Source organism: Pelagicoccus sp. SDUM812005 (assembly GCF_031127875.1).
GTDB lineage: Bacteria > Verrucomicrobiota > Verrucomicrobiia > Opitutales > Opitutaceae > Pelagicoccus.
Genome location: NZ_JARXIA010000005.1, coordinates 201,869 through 219,453 on the forward strand (window position 1 = coordinate 201,869; position 17,585 = coordinate 219,453).

At 55.3% G+C, this 17,585-nt stretch carries 16 protein-coding genes; 8 read left to right on the forward strand and 8 right to left on the reverse strand.

Translation table 11 applies throughout. The features are described 5' to 3' along the window. Positions 1 to 8: 8 nt before the first annotated feature. The 5 genes from QEH57_RS08295 to QEH57_RS08315 all read right to left on the reverse strand — a co-directional run bounded on the left by QEH57_RS08295 (position 9) and on the right by QEH57_RS08315 (position 5,654). Complete coding sequence (locus tag QEH57_RS08295; protein ID WP_309006248.1) at positions 9 to 602, reverse strand: hypothetical protein; 594 nt, start codon at positions 600 to 602, stop codon at positions 9 to 11. 121 nt (positions 603 to 723) lie between these two features. Further along, positions 724 to 2,421, reverse strand: a complete 1,698-nt coding sequence (locus QEH57_RS08300) for a hypothetical protein (RefSeq protein WP_309006249.1) — start codon at positions 2,419 to 2,421, stop codon at positions 724 to 726. Positions 2,422 to 2,470: 49 nt separating this feature from the next. Further along, on the reverse strand, positions 2,471 to 3,739 hold the full coding sequence (locus tag QEH57_RS08305; protein ID WP_309006250.1) for a hypothetical protein: 1,269 nt from the start codon (positions 3,737 to 3,739) through the stop codon (positions 2,471 to 2,473). A gap of 21 nt (positions 3,740 to 3,760) precedes the next feature. Further along, entirely contained in the window at positions 3,761 to 4,639 is an 879-nt protein-coding gene (locus QEH57_RS08310; RefSeq protein ID WP_309006251.1) for a class I SAM-dependent methyltransferase, read from the reverse strand. Between the two features lie 100 nt (positions 4,640 to 4,739). Then, complete coding sequence (locus QEH57_RS08315) at positions 4,740 to 5,654, reverse strand: glycosyltransferase family 2 protein (protein ID WP_309006252.1); 915 nt, start codon at positions 5,652 to 5,654, stop codon at positions 4,740 to 4,742. Positions 5,655 to 5,772: 118 nt separating this feature from the next. Between QEH57_RS08315 and QEH57_RS08320 the strand changes: the two genes are divergently transcribed. Together QEH57_RS08320 and QEH57_RS08325 are read left to right on the forward strand one after the other, a co-directional pair. Further along, positions 5,773 to 6,360, forward strand: a complete 588-nt coding sequence (locus QEH57_RS08320) for a thymidine kinase (protein WP_309006253.1) — start codon at positions 5,773 to 5,775, stop codon at positions 6,358 to 6,360. Further along, the gene (locus QEH57_RS08325; RefSeq protein WP_309006254.1) at positions 6,357 to 7,508 is read left to right on the forward strand and encodes a glycosyltransferase family 1 protein; all 1,152 of its coding nucleotides are present in this window, start codon (positions 6,357 to 6,359) and stop codon (positions 7,506 to 7,508) included. Before QEH57_RS08320 ends, QEH57_RS08325 begins: the two co-directional genes overlap by 4 nt. A gap of 66 nt (positions 7,509 to 7,574) precedes the next feature. Here QEH57_RS08325 and QEH57_RS08330 read toward each other — a convergent pair whose 3' ends face one another. Beyond that, the gene (locus QEH57_RS08330) at positions 7,575 to 8,687 is read right to left on the reverse strand and encodes an LptF/LptG family permease (protein WP_309006255.1); all 1,113 of its coding nucleotides are present in this window, start codon (positions 8,685 to 8,687) and stop codon (positions 7,575 to 7,577) included. 93 nt (positions 8,688 to 8,780) lie between these two features. On the opposite strand from QEH57_RS08330, the gene QEH57_RS08335 reads away from it, so the two are divergent. From QEH57_RS08335 to QEH57_RS08345, 3 genes are all read left to right on the forward strand, one after another. Continuing rightward, the gene (locus QEH57_RS08335; RefSeq protein WP_309006256.1) at positions 8,781 to 10,532 is read left to right on the forward strand and encodes a sodium:calcium symporter; all 1,752 of its coding nucleotides are present in this window, start codon (positions 8,781 to 8,783) and stop codon (positions 10,530 to 10,532) included. Then, complete coding sequence (locus QEH57_RS08340; RefSeq protein WP_309006257.1) at positions 10,529 to 10,675, forward strand: hypothetical protein; 147 nt, start codon at positions 10,529 to 10,531, stop codon at positions 10,673 to 10,675. The genes QEH57_RS08335 and QEH57_RS08340 overlap by 4 nt, the downstream gene beginning before the upstream one ends. A gap of 286 nt (positions 10,676 to 10,961) precedes the next feature. Next, positions 10,962 to 11,957, forward strand: coding sequence for a chemotaxis protein (locus tag QEH57_RS08345; protein ID WP_309006258.1), 996 nt, complete (start codon positions 10,962 to 10,964; stop codon positions 11,955 to 11,957). 135 nt (positions 11,958 to 12,092) lie between these two features. Here QEH57_RS08345 and QEH57_RS08350 read toward each other — a convergent pair whose 3' ends face one another. Both QEH57_RS08350 and QEH57_RS08355 read right to left on the reverse strand, forming a co-directional pair. Then, a complete protein-coding gene (locus tag QEH57_RS08350) occupies positions 12,093 to 12,701 on the reverse strand; it encodes a YceI family protein (protein WP_309006259.1) in 609 nt (202 codons plus the stop codon). A gap of 28 nt (positions 12,702 to 12,729) precedes the next feature. Next, a complete protein-coding gene (locus tag QEH57_RS08355; RefSeq protein WP_309006260.1) occupies positions 12,730 to 12,996 on the reverse strand; it encodes a hypothetical protein in 267 nt (88 codons plus the stop codon). A 269-nt stretch (positions 12,997 to 13,265) separates the two neighbouring features. Here QEH57_RS08355 and htpG point away from each other — a divergent pair, with 269 nt between their 5' ends. The 3 genes from htpG (at position 13,266) to QEH57_RS08370 (ending at position 17,548) form a co-directional block, all read left to right on the forward strand. Next, positions 13,266 to 15,113, forward strand: a complete 1,848-nt coding sequence (gene htpG / locus QEH57_RS08360; protein WP_309006261.1) for a molecular chaperone HtpG — start codon at positions 13,266 to 13,268, stop codon at positions 15,111 to 15,113. A 362-nt stretch (positions 15,114 to 15,475) separates the two neighbouring features. Next, positions 15,476 to 16,768: a TonB family protein gene (locus QEH57_RS08365; protein WP_309006262.1), complete on the forward strand. Its 1,293-nt coding sequence runs from the start codon at positions 15,476 to 15,478 to the stop codon at positions 16,766 to 16,768. Continuing rightward, positions 16,769 to 17,548 (forward strand): hypothetical protein, encoded by a 780-nt coding sequence (locus QEH57_RS08370; RefSeq protein ID WP_309006263.1) that lies wholly within the window; start codon positions 16,769 to 16,771, stop codon positions 17,546 to 17,548. It abuts the gene before it with no gap. The last annotated feature ends 37 nt before the right edge of the window (positions 17,549 to 17,585 follow it).

Sequence of the window (17,585 nt, forward strand, 5' to 3'; positions counted from 1 at the left end):
AACCGATACTACCCAACCAAAACGGCGCCCACAGGAGTTGGAGCGACCAACTTGCACTCGCCCACAAATTGTCCGAATTCCACCTTGGAGCTCTCGCCTCTTCGCAGGCTTACTACACAAAAGTCCGCCAAGGCTACCGTTGTAAATATCTCCCTTCCTCGAACGGGGACTCCGCTTAGCAGAACAAAAGCGTACCGATCCTTAGCTTCTTTCAGAAAAGCCTTGAGAGAAAGAAGTTGGTTTTCCGTAGCTTCCCCTGAAGCGACGACGAATCCATCCAAACCTCCAGCAAGTGGGCGTGCCAACGCGCTAAAGCTAGCGGCGCCTAAAGAGTCGATCGAAACCACCTGCCCCTCACCCTCTAAATCCTTCGAGTCGCCCCACTCAACCAACAACGCCTTTCCCTCTCCATGCAGGGACAAACGAGCGCCAACTTGGGATGCAAGCGAACCAGTTTCGAGATCATCCTCCATGGAAGCGAAAAGCAAAACCGCTGGGCGCGCTGCCACAAGGCTGCGTATCTGTTCAGCAATACGCACCGCATCGCGATTTGGCTCGATACCGAACCGAGGGTTAGCAGACTCAGGCGAAGGATTGTCCATGGCAAATGTGAAAGAGTAGTTCCGTTTTATGTAATTGGCGATTAGGGGCTACTCCTAGCGAAACGCAAGACTCCACCTCCATTGGCAGCCGATCCCCTTGATAGCTCGATCGCGAAGCCCATCACGGACTAACGCCCTCAATAGCGACCTCCACAGTCCTACTCCCGCTCGCGCCAGAGTCCTTTACGCCACCGTCAGCGAGCATCACAGAAGCAACCTCGCCAAGCTCAAGCATCCCATTCTTTCGTGTGCCCTCGTCCAAGCTAAAGCTTTCGACAGCCAGTTCGACTCGCCTCCAGTCGACCTCAGGTTCTAGAACCGCGAAATACTTCTCACCGCTTGCTTCAGTCAGCTGAAGCAAGAGCGCCGTAGAACGGTCACTGCGGATGTTGAGTCCCAACTCGTCCGACCAAGCTTCCGATAGACCGCTTACATCCAATTGAATCCACTCGAAGTCAGATCTGTATTCAAATTGCCATACCAAACTTGCGCTACCTCCAGGGCCTTCCCCTACGACCGGCGCCTCGGAACCAGATGATGCCGTCACCCCAGCCCAAGAGCCCGCTTTCTCGCCTTGAGAACTCTGGAGAGCACTCTCAACAACGCCCCTTTCGCGCCCCAACCAAGCCTTGCGATACGAGTACCAGGCCGGTTTCGGGAAATAGTTCATGTCAAAGAAGCCCGTGCTCTGCCAAAGAGCCATGATGTCTACCGACTCTGGCAGCTTAGCGGCAAGACGATCGTAATCGATCGGCAGGAAAAAGACCGTGAACAGATAGTTGTCTCTCGCCGCATACCGAGCCAAGTCTTCCACGTACTCTACCTGAAGGTCCGGACTCGCCGACATATCGAGATTCCAAGCCTTCACGACGACATCCTCGCTTGAATAAGCAGTCTCACAAATAGCGATCGGCTTGCTTACGTTCTCCGCGAGCCAGTTAAGAGGCTTACGCCACTGATCTGGTGGCCCTTCCAACTGAATGCCGCTAGTAGATCGATAGAAGTCATCAAGATACGGATAAAAGCTCACTCCTACGAAGTCTGACTTCTCAATTACCGCTTTCGATTTCTCTAGATTGCCCTCCGCCATCAACACCGGCAGAGTGAACGACATTCCCACCATCAAATCAGGGTAACGAGCCTTCACCGCATCGTAGGTACGCGCATAGAGAAGCTCCATCTGCCGCCATAGCGCAGCATCCTTTTCCGCAAGCTCCCCAGCCTCGACTCCGACATTCAGGTAGTCAGGGCCAAAATACTCGACCGCCTCCAACGTATAGTTGATATAGGCTGCCACCATTTGGTCATTCAACTCACCCGCATCCCTAACCCACTTTGGAGCGAGAGCCCCATCATAACCATCAGCCCAATAGCTACGATCCATTTTCAAGGGAGCGATAGCCAGATAGAGATCCTGATGGCTAGACCGGGAGTTTCGGTGCGACTTCCACTCATCAAGCAATTTTTTGTCGTAGCCATCCCCCGACAGGGCCGCCTCCCACGGGATTCCATTGTCGAGCTGGACGATATACAAATCACCGTTCGATGAGACCACGCTTCGGCATGCATCAACCGCTTCAGCAGTGATGTCGGGAGGAAAAGGCATGATTCCCACCTTCGAACCAACCACGGACTTAAGCTTCTCGCCAACATGTCCTCGCAAGCGTTCCTTGGCGCCAACTAACAAAACGGACGGAGCGGAGGGAGCAACCTCGGGACCTTCCTCTTCGCACCCAGTTAGCAACATACTCGCAAGGACGATGAATCCCGCATTCCTCACGCGAAAAAGATACGATAGAGTATTAATCATAGATAGCATGCTTTTAGAGTTTGATCGAAAATCCGCTCTGCCGACCTCCGTTCAACAATTAAACTGCGGAAACGACAGGCCTTCGCAACCCCAAGACGATGGCTACGTAAAAAACTAACTTCAACAATCGAGTTCCGACGAAAATCCAAGCCATCCCATGCAACCACCACTCCAAGCCCCCGCGCCCCAACAAGAAACCGCAGGCTACGACAAAAAATATGAAAACGACCGCCTCCGCAACGGCGGACATCCGAGGGGCCTTGAGTATCCCCAGGGTCATAAAGACCGGAACCACCAGCAAATCAACGATGCCTCCCCAAACCATGATTTCCAGGATGCCTACCGTTGCAGAAAAGTCTTCCCCAAAAAGCAGGCGCACAACGAACTCACCCATCCCCAACCAGAAAGCCAGCCCACAGAGAGCCCCTACCCCGACGGCAGCTCCAACGTTGGCCACTACGTAACGAGCCAACGCCCCCCGTTCCCAAACCCTCACTACTTTCGGCTGAGTTACGACACAGGCATACAAAGCCAACTGAGACAGGAGTTGGGTGAGTTGCGATGCAGCTCCGTAGGCTGCCAAGCTGGACTCATCTACCTGCAGCGAAAGCGCCAGCAAGTCAGCTCGCCCCGTCACAGCCCCCAAAGCGAGCACCACGAATATAGCGCCCAAACCACTTAGAAACTGCGACGCATCTTTCCCACTTGGAAGACGTCCAAAAACCGGCCTCATACCCAGAGCTCCACACGCCCAAAAAACCACCAGCACCCCCACCGCTGCATAACAAAAAAGAAAACCCTCCGCCGAAACCGCCCCGAAAAGCGCCAACAAGCAGAATCCAAACATTCGGAGCGCCCCTTGTGACACATCCAATTTCGAATAGAGCCTGAAACGACCTGCCATCTGCAAAGACAACGCGACGCTTCGAGCGAGAACGATTCCAAAACTGGCAGCGACTGCGCCCCAAACTGGCAGAGAACCACCTTCGAAATCCCAGATGGCATCGCTTACCAAGTAAATCACCAAAAGGCAGGCAAGCACGATCCATTTCAAGTGGAACCCTGCGCGTTGCAACGACTCAGTCCCTCCATCCCCCAACTCTCCACTGGAGACCTGCAGGACCCTCAAATCAAAGGCGGAACCTAGCACGCCATCCAACAGCAACGCCAAAGTTATACCTGCTACAAACCCGCCATATACCGAAGCTCCCCCAAATCGAGCCGCCATTAAGCCACCCGCAAACACAACCAGCAACGTTGCGGATTTTCCGAAGAAGACTAGGAGTAAGTCCCAAATTCCGCGATGCGGCTTGCTAGCGACACTCATTTCCTAGACCGCCTCCGCTCCCTACTTCGTACCGCCAACCGCGACCCAAGGAAGGAATGGACTAGGCCTGAGGAATCGAAACGCGCGAGTCGAAGCGAGCCGGAAAGCCAACTTGATCGGAGCGCTCAGCAACCTCCCCTTAATCGAATTATTCATAGTGACAAACCCCCAGAAACCTTCGACAGGTAAGGATTCAACCTTAGAGCAACCTGCGGAACCGAACATCCTCTTGTAATCACCAATGGAGAGAAGAAAACGGCTACCCCATGGATTAAATCGCGGAAGGTAACTGCCTGCCTCGCGGCCGTGGAAAATATCGAACGGACACATGCGGTTCGGACTGCAAGCGACCACCAACCCCGAGGGCTTCGCAACTCGAACCATCTCGTCCGCTAACTTCTGTCGGTCCAGCAAGTAGGTCTCGCTCGTAATGTTCGAGTCCCCCACGACCCCCACGTGAGGGAAAACACAGCCACAGAAAACAGCATCAAAAGAATCCGATTTAAATGGCATATGCATTGCGTTGGCCAACAGAAGCCCGGAACTGAACTTACGCTTCGGCCAATCCTTGGTTCGGTTTCCATTGTCGATTCCGTAGCAGGCAAACCCCGCTTCACACAGCATCTCTACCTCCACGCCAATGCCGCAACCTACCGACAAGATCCTCGGCCGCTCTCCCCTCTCCAGTTCCGCCTTGAATCGGCGCTTGAACAGGGGAATCCAAAAATTCTCCGTGCTATACTCGTTGCTGCTAATCTCGTAACAACGGCAACGTTCATCCGTCTCGTCGTCGAAACGTCCCCCGAGCACTAGGTCTGGAAAGCCGTTCTCTTGCTTCCAAGTCTCCAACCCCCTTCCGTCCTCGTCAACCGAAACAAAAGTTTCACCTTTCTGAATCATCGGCGACCTTGTCCGAGGACACACCAATTCTATCTCATCGCCGTGAGGCCCCGCGAAAACTACTGACTTATTCATTTCGAACGCACGTAATAACAGTTAACTATCTAGAGCTGAGCCGAGCAATCAACAACATGCCCAACGCTCGCGTTCCAAGCAACAATCGAACCAATATGCTTCCCGGATGAAACGCATTCAGTTCGTGGTGGTCGCGATAGGCTCGGTAGGCCCCCCGATGGAAATCGACGATATGGAACTTCTTCACCTTGTAGGATCTCCGACTCCCGCTGCCCTTACCCTCGAAATGGATGATTTTCGATGACGGATGCAGCACCACCCGGTAACCGCTCTTGATCAGGCGACTACATATAACCGCTTCATGCCAATAATAGTAGCTCTCGTCAAAGCCGCCCACCTCCCAAAAAGCCTTAGGCGAGACGATCTGCCCCGCCGCCGAAACCCAATCAACATCCGCAGGCTCTCCTCGTTCCAATTCGTCGATACACAGATAACGACGGACCCAAGGAGCATTCGGAAAGGCTTTCGTCAACGGTGACCGCCGCCCCATAAATGAACTCAAGAGCGTCGGGAAGCGGCGCCCCGAATACTGCTCGCTCATATCCGGGTAGAGTAATCGACTCCCCGCGGTTCCGACATCGGAGTGAGAATCCATGTAGTCAACGAGGAGACTCAATGCATCATCAATCACGAGCGTATCATCGTTGATAAAATAGTAGTATCTGCTGTTCGAGGCGCGAGCGCCGATATTCGCCGCCTTGCAAAATCCTATGTTAGAACCGTTTTCGATGATCTTCACCCACGGAAAGTCTCGCCGTAGCGCGTCGACCGTACCATCAACCGAGCCGTTGTCGCTGTACACGACCTCGTAGCTCTTATCGTTCCATTTCGCGTTTTCGATCGATTCGACGCAACCAACCACAAAGTCGCGAGCATTCAGTCCAACGATCACGATCGAAAGATCCTTTAAATCAACAGCAGAGGAGTCCATTTCGGTCATGACGTTACAATTGCAGTCCGACGTCAAGCGCCAGCACTCCAAAAACAATATTCACGCCACGCATCGTCCCTGAATCGGCTGGACAGATTGTACGAGCAGGCTTAAGACCCCCAAAAACATGGCCAAGCTTCATTTCATCTACGGCACAGTTGGCTCTGGCAAATCCCTCCAGCTCCTTTCCACTCTCCACAACTACAAACAAAAAGGATTGCAACCTCTGGTCGCCAAACCTGCGATCGATTGTCGATTCGGAGAAAACATGGTCGCGTCGCGATCAGGACTGAAGTACGAAGCGAACCTGCAATTGCAACCGGAACAAGACACGATCCCCGTCGAATACCTTGAGGACAAATGCGCCGTCCTAATAGACGAATGCCAATTCGTCACCCCGGCATTGGTAGATCACTTGCGCCACCTGTCCCTAAATCGCGATGTCCCCGTCCTCTGCTACGGACTAAAAACAGATTTCCAAACCAAACTCTTCCCGGCAAGCCAACGTCTCATCGAAGTTGCCGACACGATCCAAGAAATCAAAAACCTGTGTAGGCACTGCGAAAGAAAAGCCACCATGAACATCCGTATCGCAAACGGAACTCCGTGCTTGGACGGCCCCATAGTCCAAATTGGCGCCGACGAACTCTATCAAGGCGTTTGCTTTGAGCACTATCACGCAATGACAGCTCCCCTAAAGGATCGCAATCGATGAAAGTAGGCTTCCTTGTTATGAACGTTGGCAAAAACGCTGGTGGTCCCGAATCTTACGAACGGGCGCTCCTTCAGCAATTTTCGCTTCAGGCGACCAACATCGAGTTCCATCTCTACTGCTTCGTACCGCCCACTGAATTCATTAGGGATTTAAGCAGGAAAAACTTCGTCGTTCACGACCTTAGTTCAAAGAACCGATTTGTTAGCTTGGCTTTTCAGCTCCCACGGCTGCTAAAACGACACGGAATCGCTTTCTTTCACGCCCCCTTCGTTCCGCCTCCATTTACGAGCACCCCTTACCTCTTTACCCACCATTGCTTCAGCCCTTACGTCCATCCCGAGTTCTACGACAAAGCAATTTTACTACGACTGAGACCCTTGATCTCACGCGGTCTCAACAAAGCGCAGCACACCCTTTGCGTTTCAGAAAATGTCCGAAGGCTCTCTGCTGAAGAGTTGAACATTCCCTACGAACGCATGAGTGTCGTGCACAATGGAGTCGATTCCTTCTTTCAGCGAGTCCCCAAAACGGAAGCGAAAGAGTACCTAGAATCTGAATACAATTTAACATCCCCCTTCTTCTTCTTCGCTGGCAAACTGCAAAAGCGAAAGAACATCAACCGCATCCTAAAGTCGTATCGAAATTTTCTGGACGAAACCGACAGCACTATCAAATTCGCGCTCGCGGGATCGCGAACTTGGGCATCTGACGATCTCGACGAAATGCTGCGAAAATACGATTTGGAATCTAACGTGATTGAGCTTGGCTACGTCCCGGTAGACAAGCTTCCGTATTTCTATTCGGCATGTGAAGCGTTCGTCTTCGCAACTCTATGGGAAGGATTCGGCATTCCCCTTATCGAAGCGATGGCATGTGGAGCTCCCGTAATAGCGTCCAACCTATCATCCCTCCCTGAAATCGCAGATGGAGCCGCCTACCTCGTCGACCCCTACTCCTGCGACGAAATCGCCAACGCGATGAAGGAGATATCCAGATCGCCAGAACTTAAAGAGAGATTGAGAAATCTAGGCGAACAACAAGCTCGAAAATTCAGCTGGGAACGCTGCGCCAGAGAAACCTTAGAAGCTTACCACGAAATATTTGGACTGCCCATTTCAGCAAATGAGTCTACCAAAGTAGCCCAATAATAGCGATCCAAACTCGAAAAAGCCCCGCCCCACGTTAACTCAGCAGGGCCATCGCTCGCGCCTCGTTTACTTCACTCGCCGCATCAGCACGTAGGCGAGGATGATCATGATCGCCATGGGCGACCAAGCCGCGACCTCCGGCGAGAGCGAACCTTCGCGGCCGAGGGCGTTGAGAACGCTGGTCAGGATATAGAAGATGAAGAACAGGCCGATCGACTTGGAAACGCCAACCGCCGGATTGGTACGCACGCCGGAAACCGCGAAGGGAATCGCGATCCCGGCTACGATCAAGCAGCTCGCCGCGCTCGCCATCAAGGCGTGCAGCCGTGCCTCGTAGGCCAAAACCGCCGGATTGTCCTCCTTGGAAAAGTTATCCGTGATCCGCTTCAACTGTAGAAACGACAAGTCCTTCGGTCGCTTCCCGAAGAGCAGCATCAGCGACGGGTCGTCCGTCAGGTCCTTGGCTTCCAGTCGCTCGAAAGGCGGCCAAAGCTCCTGCCCCGTATCCAAATCGTTAAGACGCTCGCGCCCGTCGAACAAAGACCAATACCCCTCCTCCTCGTTGTACCAGCCATAGCGAGCCATCACCCGCCGCACCTCGCGACGCTGCTCGTCCATGATAGAAACGGAGATCCCGTAGGCCTCCTTCTTGTACTCGCTGTAGCGGTTGATGAACCACATCCGGTTCTCGTTGCGATTGTCGAAAGCCAGGCCTTCCACAATCCCGACCTCGTTCGTATCCAAAGTCTTGGCCTCGCTATCGAGACGGATCGTTTTGATCAGCTGGTCCGACTGCTCGACCGACCAGGGGATCAAGCTGGAGTTCAAATACCACAGCCCCGCCGAAATGATCAGGCTCGCCAACCAGATGGAGCGGGTCACGCGATACACGCTCATGCCGGCGGCTCGCAGGGCAATGAACTCGTTGGAGCGATGCAGCTGCCCCAGCGCGTATAAAATGGATACAAGCACCGTGGCCGGCAGCGTGATCGTAAGGAAGCTGGGAGCGATCACCGCATAGTACTTGAGGATCTGCCCGGTCGTCGCCTCGTAGCCGATCAGGTCGGTGAAGCTGTCCTGGATCTCGAAAAGCAGCAGCAAGCCAAACATCGAGCCCAAGACGAGCACGAAGGCTTTGAGCCATTCTGAAAAAACGTATCTGTCGGCGACGCTGAACATGCGGATTGGACAAAGACACTGCGAGCGGCGCCCTCGAAGTCCAGCGGCTTTTGACTGGCGTTTCAAGCAAGCCGCTTTACAAGTCAGTCGCTAATGTCGTCGAAAGTCCCTAAAGAGTCCTGGAATTCCCGACTCGGAATAATCCTCGCCGTTGCCGGTAGCGCCGTTGGCCTTGGCAACTTCCTCAGATTCCCAGGCCAAGCTGCCCAATATGGCGGCGGAGCCTTTATGGTAGCCTACTTCGTAGCCCTCGTACTCATCGGACTTCCGATTTGCTGGGCGGAGTGGGCCATCGGTCGCAAGGGAGGCCAAGCGGGCCTCAACTCCAGCCCCGGTATCCTTGGAGTGGTGACAGGACAAAAGCGCTTCCGCTACCTCGGCATCATCGGCGTCATCATCCCCGTGGTCATCTACATGTACTACGTCTACATCGAGGCTTGGTGCTTGGGATACGCGGTCAATTTCGCCAAGGGCTCCATGGATTTCGACACCGTCGACCAAGCGGGCGCCTTCTGGGGCCAGTTCATCGGCATCAAGGAAGACGGCTCCGCCCTCGGCTTCGGCTGGACGGAAGTCGGAGGCTTCCTCCTCGTGGTCTTCATCTTCAACTTCTTCCTGATCTACCGCGGACTTTCCAAAGGCATCGAGCTCTTCTGCAAGTACGCCATGCCGACCCTGATCGTGCTCGCCATCATCATCCTCGTGCGCGTGCTCACCCTCGGAGCCCCTGTTGCCGAGCATCCGGAGAACAACGTGCAGAACGGCCTCGGCTTCATGTGGAACCCCACCAAGACCATACTCTACGAACGCGTCGCCGACGAAGCGACCGGCGCGGAGAAGTGGCAACCGCTTCCGGACGGCGAAGTCGTCGGCCCACGCATGATCGCCGACGCCCAAGAGCGGGCCGCCGCTGATCCCAACCTCGAGCTGCGCGAAATCGGCATGGCAACCCAACTCCTGAATCCACAGCTTTGGCTGGCCGCCGCCGGACAAATCTTCTTTTCGCTCTCGGTCGGATTCGGAGTCATCATCACCTATTCCAGCTACCTGAAGAAAAACGACGACGTAGTGCTCTCCGGCCTCGCCGCCACCAGCACCAACGAATTTTGCGAGGTCGGCCTCGGCGGGCTCACCACCCTGCCCGCCGGCTACGCCTTCCTCGGCATTTCCGGAGTCGCCGGCATGGGAACCTTCGGCCTCGGCTTCAACGTGCTGCCCATGGTCTTTTCCGAAATGCCGGGCGGACAGTTCTTTGGCTTCGCCTTCTTCTTCCTGCTTTTCCTGGCGGCTGTCACCAGCTCGCTCTCCATGCTGCAGCCGGGCATCGCCTTCCTGGAAGAGGCCATGAACATCAATCGCAAGCAGTCCGTCGCCATCCTCGGCTTCGTCACCGCAGCGGGCTGCGCCTTCGTGGTCTACTTCTCCGCCGGCGTGAAGGCCCTCGACACCATCGACTTCTGGGTCACCAACCTGCTCATGGTGGTGCTGGCCACCATCCAGATCATCATATTCGGCTGGGTCATCGGCATCGAGCGCGGCTTCGAGATCGCCCATCAAGGTGCTGCCATCCGCATCCCGGGCTTCTTCAAGTTCATCATGAAGTACGTCAGCCCGCTCTTCCTCATCGTGGTCTTCGGCGCCTGGTTCTATACTAGCGTGCTCGGCTTCCAGTTCGGCACCGACGAGAAGAAGTACAGCTCCTACATCGTCGACCTCTTTATCGAGCCGAACCGCAGCGCCTGGCTGAGCGTCGGGGTCATCGTCCTGACAGGAGCCTTCCTGACCCTCCTCACCGCAGGGGGCGTCTTCAAAGCCAAAACCATCAAAGAGGAGGGCTCCCAATGACTATCGGCGGTTGGATCATCATGCTCGTCTCCACCCTATCCGTAACCGGCCTCTTCGGCTGGTGCATCTGGAAAGTCCTCACCACCGAAGGCGAAGACGAGAAAGTGCACGGATTCGAGATCGAGACGCCCGACAAAGACTAGCGCAGCATTCGCTCGCTCCCCTTTATCTTTTCCTAGCCCGCTTCGCCCGAAGCGGGCTTTTTCGTACCGGCGACGGCAACCTGCACCTTCCACTCTCCAACGCCTCCCTCGATTGAGGGTTCCTACTTAGGCGACGCTTAAGCTTTTTTAACCAAAAAAGCGGAGCCAGCTCTCAAGGGAAAGGAACGCGAGGCCGATTAACGATGCAGAAAGCTCCCCTCGAGCTCTCGACCGACCTCGAGCAAAAACAGGAGGCGGCCAAAAGCAACGAAACGACCGATCGCACATGTCACAGCAAAGCACCCTTACCAAGGCTAGCACGAAGACCGATATCCTCCTCGAAGTGGGAACCAACGAGGTGGAAGTCTTCGAATTCAATCTGGCCGGACAGCACTACGGCGTAAACGTCGCCAAGGTGAACCAGATCGTGCAACGCGAGCAGCTCAAGATCACGCGCGCGGATTGCCCCCCCAACGGAGTGCTGGGCAGCATCACCTTCCGCGGCCAACCCATCATGGTCATCGACTTGCGCCAGATCCTCGGCATCTACGAAGAAGCGCCGGACCCCAGCCGGGCCCTCATGCTCGTCACCCAATTCAACGACCAAATCGTCGCCTTCGCCATCGACGGAGCGGAGCGCATCCACCGCGTCTCCTGGAAAAGCTTCGAACCGATCAGCTCCAACTTCGCCCAAGAGAATCCCTACGTAAACGGGATCATCCGCCTCGAGGACCGCCTCGTGCTCATCCTCGACCTCGAGTACATCCTCACCCTGATCAACCCGCGCCTCGGCATGTCCATCGACCACGGCCAAATCGCCAAGATCGAACAGGAGTACAAGCCCCGCGACCACATCAAGATCCTCTTCGCCGAAGACTCCGCCATGATCCGCAAGATGGTCTTCAACCAGCTCAACGACGTCGGCTTCACCAACGTAGACCTCGCCACCAATGGAAAGGAAGCGCTCGACAAGATCGCCGCCGCCCAGGCCGACTCCAAGGAGAGCGGCAAGCCCTTCTCCGACTACTACGACCTGATCCTCACCGACATCGAAATGCCGGTCATGGACGGCCTCACCTTCTGCAAGAACGTGAAGCAAGAGTTCAAGCTGGATACGCCCGTCATCGTCTTTTCCTCCCTCATCAACGACCAGATGATCGCCAAGTGCCGCGCCGTCGGAGCCAACGGCTGGGGAACCAAGCCCAAGGTCAACCTCATCGTAAACATCATCGATCGCCTCATCGTACAGGGCGAAGAAAACATCGGCGACCTGCTCCAGTAGGAAATCCCGACCTTGTAATAAAATTTCAACTACTAAAACGCCCGTGGCCTTCTTCCGAAAGCCACGGGCGTATTTGTAATCCGGGCACAGGGGCCGTACTCCCCATGCCTATCTAACGACTAAACGAAAAAACAATCAGTAAGGGGCAAAGCCGCCCAAGCTGAGGCGCAGTTCGATCTCGTCAGCAACCTTGTCCTCGGAATCCCCCGGATTCACTCCGAAATCGGAACGCTTCACCGAGAACGAAGAACGGATGACCAAAATATCCCCCGGAGTCCGCTGGCGATCCGCCAGCTTGCCCTTCAAGTAAGAGAGCGAGACTGGAATTTCCATCTCCTTGCTCACGCCCTTGATCGTCATCACGCCGCGTGCAGTCCCTTCCAGCTTGGCCCCTTTTTCCTTCACTCCGCTCAAGCCCTTCAGCTCGAAAGTGATGGTTTGATGCTTCTTCTGGTCGAGCCACTTCGCTCCCATCATGTGCTCGACCATCTTGGGATTCGCCACCGAGAGCGAATCGACCGCCACCACCACCTTGCCGGTCGTGGCTTCCGGCTTCGCCGGATCGAAGGAGACCGTCCCCGTGATTCCGGTCGCCGTGCCATTGATCGACTCCAAAGGAGCGTCCAATAAAAAGACGATATTGTTGACCCCCTTCGGGTCCTCCAGGTCAAAGTCGATCGCGTTCGCGAAAGGAACGAGGCCGAGGGCTGCGCTAGCGGCGAGGCTGAGAATAGTGTTCTTCATAAATGTATCTTGGTGATCTAAAAAAATCTTAGGTCCGGGCGGACGACTCCTTCCGCTCGAAGAAAGCGCCCACTGCCACGAGGGCCACGAACGCCATGAAGCCGAGAGCCAGGGACTCGATGCCCGGCAAGAACGCTTCGACCTTGACCGGATGCGAAAACTCCAGGATCGGGTCGAACTCCATCACCTCGTAATACTCCGCGTAGAAGCCCCGGCGAGCGCCTCCGTACATCCAAAGGCCGTACCCGAGCACCATGGCTCCAATCCCTGCTAGTCTAAATGCAAGCGCTTTCATCAGAAGTCGAAGCGGATCCAACCGCCTTCCCTCTACCCAACGAGACCCTTTCCCAACTGCATGCGCGACCTCCCGCAAAATCTTCACCTAAATGCCAATCCGATTCGCCCCCTTCCAGAAGAGACGGACAGAGCCAGCCCATAGCCCAGCCCATACAACCCAGAACCCGCCACACTCCACCGACAACCCAAACTTCCGGCTTGAAGCCGTCACTGGGTGGATTACCCATTTAGCCCACAAAATTTCACAGCACTTACCAATATCTAATCATGAGCGCACAAAACACTGAAAAGCACGAATTCAAAGCTGAGATCAAACAACTGCTGGATATCGTCATCCACAGCCTCTACACCGAAAAGGAGATCTTCGTCCGCGAACTCATTTCCAACGCCTCCGACGCCTTGGAAAAGCTGCGTCATCTGAAGATCACCGAAAAGGATGTGCACCAGGACGAGCTGGAGCTGGAGATCAACATCAAGACCGACGAAGAAGCCGGCACCCTCACCATCCAGGACTACGGTATCGGCCTCACCCGCGACGAGCTCGTGGAAAACCTCGGCACCATCGCCCACTCCGGCTCCAAGCAATTCCTCGAAGCCCTCAAGGAAGGCGGCGAGAAGAACGCCGACCTCATCGGCCAGTTCGGCGTCGGCTTCTACTCCGCCTTCATGGTAGCCACCAAGGTCGAAGTCTTCACCCACTCCTGGAAGAAGGACGAGCCCGGCCACGTCTGGTCCTCCGACGGCGTAGGCTCCTACGAGATCGAGGAGTCCGACGATACCCAGCGCGGCGCCCGCATCGTCATCCACCTCGGCGAAGACTTCAAGCAGTACGCCAAGGCCGACACCGTTAAGGAAATCATCAAGCGCTACTCCTCCTTCGTCCAGTTCCCCATCAAGCTCAACGACGAGAAGGTCAACACCGTCGACGCCCTCTGGCTCCGCTCCAAGTCCGAAATCACCGACGAAGAGTACACCGAATTCTACAAGTTCCAAGCCAACGCCTTCGACGAGCCGCACTACCGCCTCCACTTCTCCGCGGACGCCCCGCTCGACATCAAGGCCCTGCTCTTCACCCCGAAGACCAACCCCGAGCGCCTCGGCTTCCCACGCATCGACCCCGGCGTCGCCCTGCACTGCCGCAAGGTCCTCATCGACTCCAAGCCCACCGAGCTCCTGCCCGAATGGCTGCGCTTCCTCAAGGGCGTCATCGACTCCGCCGACCTCCCGCTCAACATCTCCCGCGAGACCATGCAGGACAACGGCCTGACACAAAAGCTCAGCCGCGTCATCACCAAGCGCTACCTCAAGTTCCTCAAGGAAGAAGCCAAGAAGCGCCCCGAGCAGTACCAAGAGTTCTTCAAGAACTTCGGCGTCTACATCAAGGAAGGCGTCGCCACCGACTTCACCTACCGCGACGACCTCGCCAAGCTCCTCTACTTCGAGTCCTCCGTCACCGAAAAGGGCAAGACTACCAGCCTCGCTGACTACGTCTCCCGCATGAAGGACGAGCAGAAGAACATCTACTACATCCTCGGCCAAAACCGTGAATCTATCGAGTCCGGCCCCTACCTCGAAGGCTTCAAGGCCCGCGGCATCGAAGTCCTCTTCCTCTACGAGCCCATCGACGAATACGTCATGTCCAACCTCGGCACCTTCGAGGAAAAGGAGCTCACCTCCGCCGACCAAGGCGACATCAAGCTCGACGACGCCCCCAAGCCCGAAGGCGAAGCCCTCTCCGACGAAGACGCCAAATCCCTCTGCGAGTGGCTCAAGAACGCCATCGGCGACCGCGTCAAGGAAGTCAAAGTCTCCGAGCGCCTCGTCAGCAGCCCCGTCATGGCCCTCTCGCCCGACGCCATGTCCACCCAGATGCGACGCATGATGAAGCAAATGGGGCAAGACAACCCCATGCCCATGGAAGTGCTCTTCGAGATCAACCCGCGCCACGAGCTTATCAAGAATCTGAATACGCAGCGTAGCGCCAACGAAGGCCTCGCCAAGCTCATCGCCCAGCAGTCCTTCGACAACGCCCTCGTGGCGGCCGGCCTCATGGAAGACCCCAAGGACATGGTCGCCCGCATGTACAAGATCCTCGAGCAAGCCGCCACCAAGTAACCCGCAGCGCGGCCCTCCAGCCCGCGACCACGAAACCCAATTCAACCAAGCCCGGCTCGCCCCCCGCGACCCGGGCTTTTGTTTGCCACCCCTAAACCAAGCTGACGTTCAGGGATTTCCCAGCGGACGACACGGAGGTCGACCCTCCAAAGTTATTTGCGCTGGAGGGACCGGTTCCCCCCAGCCCGCGTTGCAAGATCCGATCCGCGTCACTGCCTGAACTCGTGGACAATAGTTTTGCGGCCCTCCGCGCAAAAAACACGAAATAGACTTTTTGCCCAGATTGTGTGCGATTCGACCTAGCCTCGGGTATTGTAACGCAAACACACCTTCCAACTCCCCGACCACTTGCTACGAGTTCCATGGCTCTCCAATTAGAATCCGATTCCGCCCTGCTCGATCGCTTCCATTCCCAGGCGGACGAACCTGCCTTCACTCTACTCGTTGAACGTCACCTTCGAGTCGTGTTCGCAGTCGCCCAAAATCGACTCGGCGGCGATACTCAACTCGCGGAAGACGTCTGCCAAATCGTCTTCTCCCAGCTCGCCCGCAATGCCAAAAGCCTGAGGCACCATAGCAACATCAAGGCTTGGCTCTTTAAAACCAGCCGTTTCACAGCCTCAAAGTTAGTCCGGGCTCGAGTTCGCCAGAAAACGAGAGAACAAGATTATGAATACGTGCGCGATCTCCCAAACCCCAAAGAGAAAGAAAGCCTAACGCAATTTATCGACGAATTGATCGAACAGCTCCCCTCATCAGACCAAGAAGTGCTGCTCCTTCGCTACTTCGAATCAATGGACTACAAGACCATCGGAACTCGTCTGAGCATAAAGCCTAACACCGCTCGCATGAGAGCCGAACGGGCCCTAGTCAAGCTGCAAGCTCGCTTCAAAAAGAGAGGCATCGCAACCGGAACGGCGTTGAGTGCCGCCCTAAACGCCTATGCAAGCTGCTCCCTTCCTGCTCATCTAGCGACAAGCGTAACAAACGTAACCCTGGCAAGCCTAGGAAGTCTTGCGAGCATTGGACTCGTATCCGCCCTTAAACTACCATTGGCAGCTAGCTTAGCCATACTCCTCACCGGTGTCGCAATCGAGCGCCAAAACACTAGCGCGGCCATGGATTCAAATGTAGCCATAGAACAACCGCCTCGCGCCCATGCGGAGCAAGCAGTATCCCCGCCTTCCGCTCGTTCAAATTCAAGTGCCCTCGACAATATAGATCTCGCCTACGCCGCGCTAGACAAAGATGCAACCGTACTCGCGCAACGCCTTGAGGCAATAGAGTCCGCTATTCAGAAACTGCACAACAGAAGGCCAGCACCGGAAAAGATCTATAGTCTAAGTGAATTGGATACGAAACCTCGAGCATCCGCAATGATGATGCCCGAGTACCCGATTAGTCACCTGGTAACCAAGGAAGAAGGCAGGGCTGTCGTGGAATTCGTCCTCGGAACTGATGGTAAGACTAGCGACCTCCGGGTCGTCAAAGCATCTCACCCAGACTTCGGGAAAAACGCCCTAGAGGCCGTTTCAAAAAGTGAATTCACTCCAGGAAGAATCGGCGCGACTGCCGTTCAATCCCGCGTACGAATTCCGATCATGTTCACTCCCTCGCCAACAGAGGACCAAGCTGAAACCCAAAACTGGTTCTGAATGATCTCTCCTCGTATCGCTAAAGCCTTTTGGCTTTTACCCATTTTCGTAGCGACCATCCTCGTGATGCGAATCGTCGATACCTCGAACCCTCAAGAAATCGAGGCGGATGAATCGCTCCTCTCTATCCCTACGCATCAACCAGCGGCCGGCCTTCTCCAACAAACAAACGCGGATGGAGCCCTTCAGTCACTACGCGCCGAGATCGAAGAACTCGAACGACGCATCGAGAAACGCGAGCAAGCCTTAGCCCAACGCAAAAAGGAGCAACAATACACGGATGCCGCCTCGATCAGCCACTCCGGCCTTACCCCCGAACAATGGGCAAAGAAGGGCTATGGCACTCCTTACGAAAGCGTGGAAACGCTCATCTATTCCGCTGCCAGCGGAGACCTCGAAGCGATGAAAACCTCGCTCGTCTTTTCCCCCGACTCCGAGGCCTTGGCGAAACGTTTGTTCGAAAGCCTCCCTCCGTCTGTCCGCGAAGAGCAAGGGTCTTTCGAATCAATAACGGCCATGATGACCATCGACCAAGTTCCCCTCGCTAAAGCTCGGGTACATGCATTTAAGGAAATCTCCGAGGACGCACGGGAGGTGTTCATTGTATTTACCTCAAACCTGGAGTCTCCCAAATCCATCAAACTCGACTTGATTCAATTGCCCGACGAGACCTGGAAAGTGCTTGTCCCTCCCCAAGCGCTTTATGCTTACGCAGACAAACTGGGGATCGAACTCGAAACAACCAACTCAGAGACAGCGCATCTCGTACCTAAGGACTGAATACAACAACAGGATGATCCAAAAAAGCCCTTACCTG

Excerpts from the sequence above, each read along its gene's own strand:
- QEH57_RS08295 (WP_309006248.1), bottom strand. The coding sequence starts at position 602 with ATGGACAATCCTTCGCCTGAGTCTGCTAACCCTCGGTTCGGTATCGAG.
- QEH57_RS08300 (WP_309006249.1), bottom strand. The coding sequence starts at position 2,421 with ATGCTATCTATGATTAATACTCTATCGTATCTTTTTCGCGTGAGGAAT.
- QEH57_RS08305 (WP_309006250.1), bottom strand. The coding sequence starts at position 3,739 with ATGAGTGTCGCTAGCAAGCCGCATCGCGGAATTTGGGACTTACTCCTA.
- QEH57_RS08310 (WP_309006251.1), bottom strand. The coding sequence starts at position 4,639 with ATGATTCAGAAAGGTGAAACTTTTGTTTCGGTTGACGAGGACGGAAGG.
- QEH57_RS08315 (WP_309006252.1), bottom strand. The coding sequence starts at position 5,654 with ATGACCGAAATGGACTCCTCTGCTGTTGATTTAAAGGATCTTTCGATC.
- QEH57_RS08320 (WP_309006253.1), top strand. The coding sequence starts at position 5,773 with ATGGCCAAGCTTCATTTCATCTACGGCACAGTTGGCTCTGGCAAATCC.
- QEH57_RS08325 (WP_309006254.1), top strand. The coding sequence starts at position 6,357 with ATGAAAGTAGGCTTCCTTGTTATGAACGTTGGCAAAAACGCTGGTGGT.
- QEH57_RS08330 (WP_309006255.1), bottom strand. The coding sequence starts at position 8,687 with ATGTTCAGCGTCGCCGACAGATACGTTTTTTCAGAATGGCTCAAAGCC.
- QEH57_RS08335 (WP_309006256.1), top strand. The coding sequence starts at position 8,781 with ATGTCGTCGAAAGTCCCTAAAGAGTCCTGGAATTCCCGACTCGGAATA.
- QEH57_RS08340 (WP_309006257.1), top strand. The coding sequence starts at position 10,529 with ATGACTATCGGCGGTTGGATCATCATGCTCGTCTCCACCCTATCCGTA.
- QEH57_RS08345 (WP_309006258.1), top strand. The coding sequence starts at position 10,962 with ATGTCACAGCAAAGCACCCTTACCAAGGCTAGCACGAAGACCGATATC.
- QEH57_RS08350 (WP_309006259.1), bottom strand. The coding sequence starts at position 12,701 with ATGAAGAACACTATTCTCAGCCTCGCCGCTAGCGCAGCCCTCGGCCTC.
- QEH57_RS08355 (WP_309006260.1), bottom strand. The coding sequence starts at position 12,996 with ATGAAAGCGCTTGCATTTAGACTAGCAGGGATTGGAGCCATGGTGCTC.
- htpG (WP_309006261.1), top strand. The coding sequence starts at position 13,266 with ATGAGCGCACAAAACACTGAAAAGCACGAATTCAAAGCTGAGATCAAA.
- QEH57_RS08365 (WP_309006262.1), top strand. The coding sequence starts at position 15,476 with ATGGCTCTCCAATTAGAATCCGATTCCGCCCTGCTCGATCGCTTCCAT.
- QEH57_RS08370 (WP_309006263.1), top strand. The coding sequence starts at position 16,769 with ATGATCTCTCCTCGTATCGCTAAAGCCTTTTGGCTTTTACCCATTTTC.